The sequence below is a fragment of the Actinomyces polynesiensis genome, from assembly GCF_000820725.1.
GTDB classification, from domain to species: Bacteria; Actinomycetota; Actinomycetes; order Actinomycetales; family Actinomycetaceae; genus Pauljensenia; species Pauljensenia polynesiensis.
Map to the genome: position 1 here is coordinate 1 of NZ_CCXH01000305.1, position 3,044 is coordinate 3,044.

Annotated in this window: 1 protein-coding gene; it reads left to right on the forward strand. The window is 72.4% G+C overall.

The features are described 5' to 3' along the window. Positions 1 to 607: 607 nt before the first annotated feature. Positions 608 to 3,044, forward strand: a 2,437-nt coding sequence (locus TA90_RS12825) for a hypothetical protein (RefSeq protein WP_147513508.1), incomplete at its 3' end; no start/stop codon positions are given.

Sequence of the window (3,044 nt, forward strand, 5' to 3'; positions counted from 1 at the left end):
AAACTTGCCGTCTCGTCAAGGACTTGGTCGCCCTCGTCCACGCCCCAATCCCCTGACCTGCACAAACACACACACCACCCTCGACCGACCCGACCCCGGCCCGACGAGACGGCAAGTTCCGACACCATCCCTGCGCGAACTTGCCGTCTCGTGGGTGGGACCGGGGTCATTCCTCGGTCACCAGTGCGTGCGCCGACACCTGGCCGAGCCCTCGCCAGCCCACCCAGGTGACCACGGCCCCGGGTCGACGACCCCGGGTGCACGACGATTGACCGGGGGCGCGCACCCAGGGGCCCGCACCCGAGGGCCCACACCCCAGGCCCACACCCGGCGCAGACGACCACCCCCGGTGAGCGCATGACCTGCACCAATCCGCCAAGAGAGCGCTCTCAAACCACTAGTGTCATCGTCAGGCCGGGCGCCTCGGCGCCGACCTGCGGGCGCTCCGGTGTCGGCAACGGGCCCCACGGGCCCGCCGCGCCGCGCACCCTCATCCCTCACCGCACCAGTTCGAAGGAGAACTCCACCCGTGAGACATCCACACACCCCGCCCACCCCGCGCGCGTCGCGTGACGGGGGTCCAACGCAGGCGGCGTCGCCCTCGTCGATGACGCACCGCCCAGCGGCAGGCCCCCGCCCCGGTACGCACCACCACCGAGGGGCCCGCATCGCCGTGGTCGCCCTGGGCGTCCTGGCCCTCTCCGCCTCGGGCATGGCGGCCACCGCCGCCCCCGCAGCCCCCGCAGACGCGGCAGGTGGCCTCTTCGGATCCAATGTCACCGTCTTCGACGCCTCCTGGACCACCGACGGCATCAACTCCACCCTCCAGGCGGCCTCCCACGAGACCGAGTTCAGCCAGGCCCGCCACCAGTTCTTCTTCGCCCCGGGCACCTACGGCTCCCCCGACGGCGCCGATGACCCACTCACCGCCACCGACGTCGTCAACTCCGAGCTCGGCTACTACCAGGTGGTCTCGGGACTGGGCGCCTCCCCGGAGGACGTGACCCTGAACGGCTCCATCCACGTGGAGCCGGTCCGCACCTGCGAGCCCAACCCCTGGGACTGCCAGGCGCCCGGGTCCCTCACCCGCTTCTGGCGCTCTCTGTCCAACATGACGATCAACCCGATCCAGCAGCCCGTGGGCGAGGACGCGGAGCGCCCCTTCCCCAGCGGCGTCACCGAGGCCCACCAGATGCGCTACGCGGTCTCCCAGGCCGCACCCCTGCGTCGCATGAACATCACCGGCGGGCTGACCGTCTTCGGCCGCGTCGGCGAGTACGCCTCGGGCGGGTACATGGCGAACTCCCGCGTGAGCGGCGCGATGGTGTCGGGCTCCCAGCAGCAGTGGTACACGCGCAACTCCGAGCTCGGTTCCTGGGAGGGCGGCGTGTGGAACATGGTGTTCTCCGGGGTCAGTGGGGCACCGGCCACGAACTTCGGCTCCGAGCTGACCGGGGCGGGGGCGGACCGGTCCCTCACGAACGTCGCGCAGACCCCCCTCAGCCGCGAGGCCCCCTTCCTCTACGTCAGCGCCGCGGACGCGGCCGGCGCCGACCTGGACGATGCGGCGTCCTACTCGGTGTTCGTGCCGCGCGCGCACACCGACTCCACGGGCGTGGACTGGTCGACGAGCGCGCAGGCGGGCACCGCGCTGCCGCTGTCCTCCTTCCGCATCGCCCACGAGGGCGACTCCGCTGCCGACCTGAACGCCTCCCTGGCGGCGGGCCAGAACCTGCTCCTCACCCCCGGCGTGTACCACCTCTCCGAGGCGCTGCACATCGACCGGGCCGGCACCGTGGTGCTCGGCCTGGGCATGGCGACCCTGACGCCCGACGCGGGCACGGCCGCCATCGAGGTCGGAGACGTGGCCGGGGTGAAGATCGCCGGGCTGACGGTGGACGCCGGGGCGGTCGAGTCCTCGGTCCTCATCCAGGTCGGCCCGGAGGGCGCGAGCGCCTTGGATCCCGCGGACCCGACGACGCTGACGGATGTCTTCGTCCGCGTGGGAGGCCCCTGGGTCGGCCGGGCGGTGACCTCCATCGAGGTCAACTCCCCCGGCACCCTCCTCGACGACATCTGGGCCTGGCGGGCGGACCACGCCTCGGGCGGGGTCGTGGACTCCACCATCGGGTGGGGCGTCAACACCGCCGACCACGGTCTGGTCGTCAACGGGGATGACGTGGTGGCCACGGGCCTCTTCGTCGAGCACTACCAGAAGAACCAGGTCGTGTGGAACGGCGAGGGCGGCCGGACCGTCTTCTACCAGTCCGAGCTCCCCTACGACCCGCCCACGCAGTCCGCGTGGATGGACGGGGACTCGAAGGGCTACGCCTCCTACCGGGTGGCCGACGGGGTGAGGACCCACGCGGCGACCGGCCTGGGGGTCTACTCCTTCTTCGACCCGACACGGGTGAGCGAGCCCAGCGTCGCCGCGAGCGCCGTCCAGGTGCCCGACGCACCGGGAGTGTCGGTGACCTCGGCGGTGTCGGTCTTCCTCGACGGCATCGGCGGCATCACGAACATCGTCAACGACGAGGGCGGGGCCGTGTCGTCGGCGGGACCGACCTCCCGGTTCCTGGTCTCCTACACGACGCCCGACACCACGGCCCCCGTGGTCACCGCCAGTGTGGACGAGGCGACCCGCACGGTCACGCTGAGCGCCACGGACGACTTCTCCGGTGTGGCCTCCATCGAGTACGCACTCGGTGGGGCGACCGCGGCGGATGGCATCGCGGACGGTGGGAAGGACCCGGTGGGCACCGGGGACGCGGCGGAGGACGCGGACGGTGACGGCTGGACGGTCTACAGCGATCCGGTGGCCCTGCCCGACGACGTCACGGTCCTGCGCTACCGGGCCACCGACGTCGCGGGCAATGTCTCCGAGGTCGGACAGGTCACCGTGCCCGCCGCCTCCACCCCGACGCCGGATCCGACGTCACCCGGCCCCGGGCCCAGCGGGTCGACACCGGCCTCCCCGGCTCCGGGCGGCACCCCGTCGACCGGCACCCCCGGCAGCGGTCCAGGGTTGGCGCACACCGGCACGG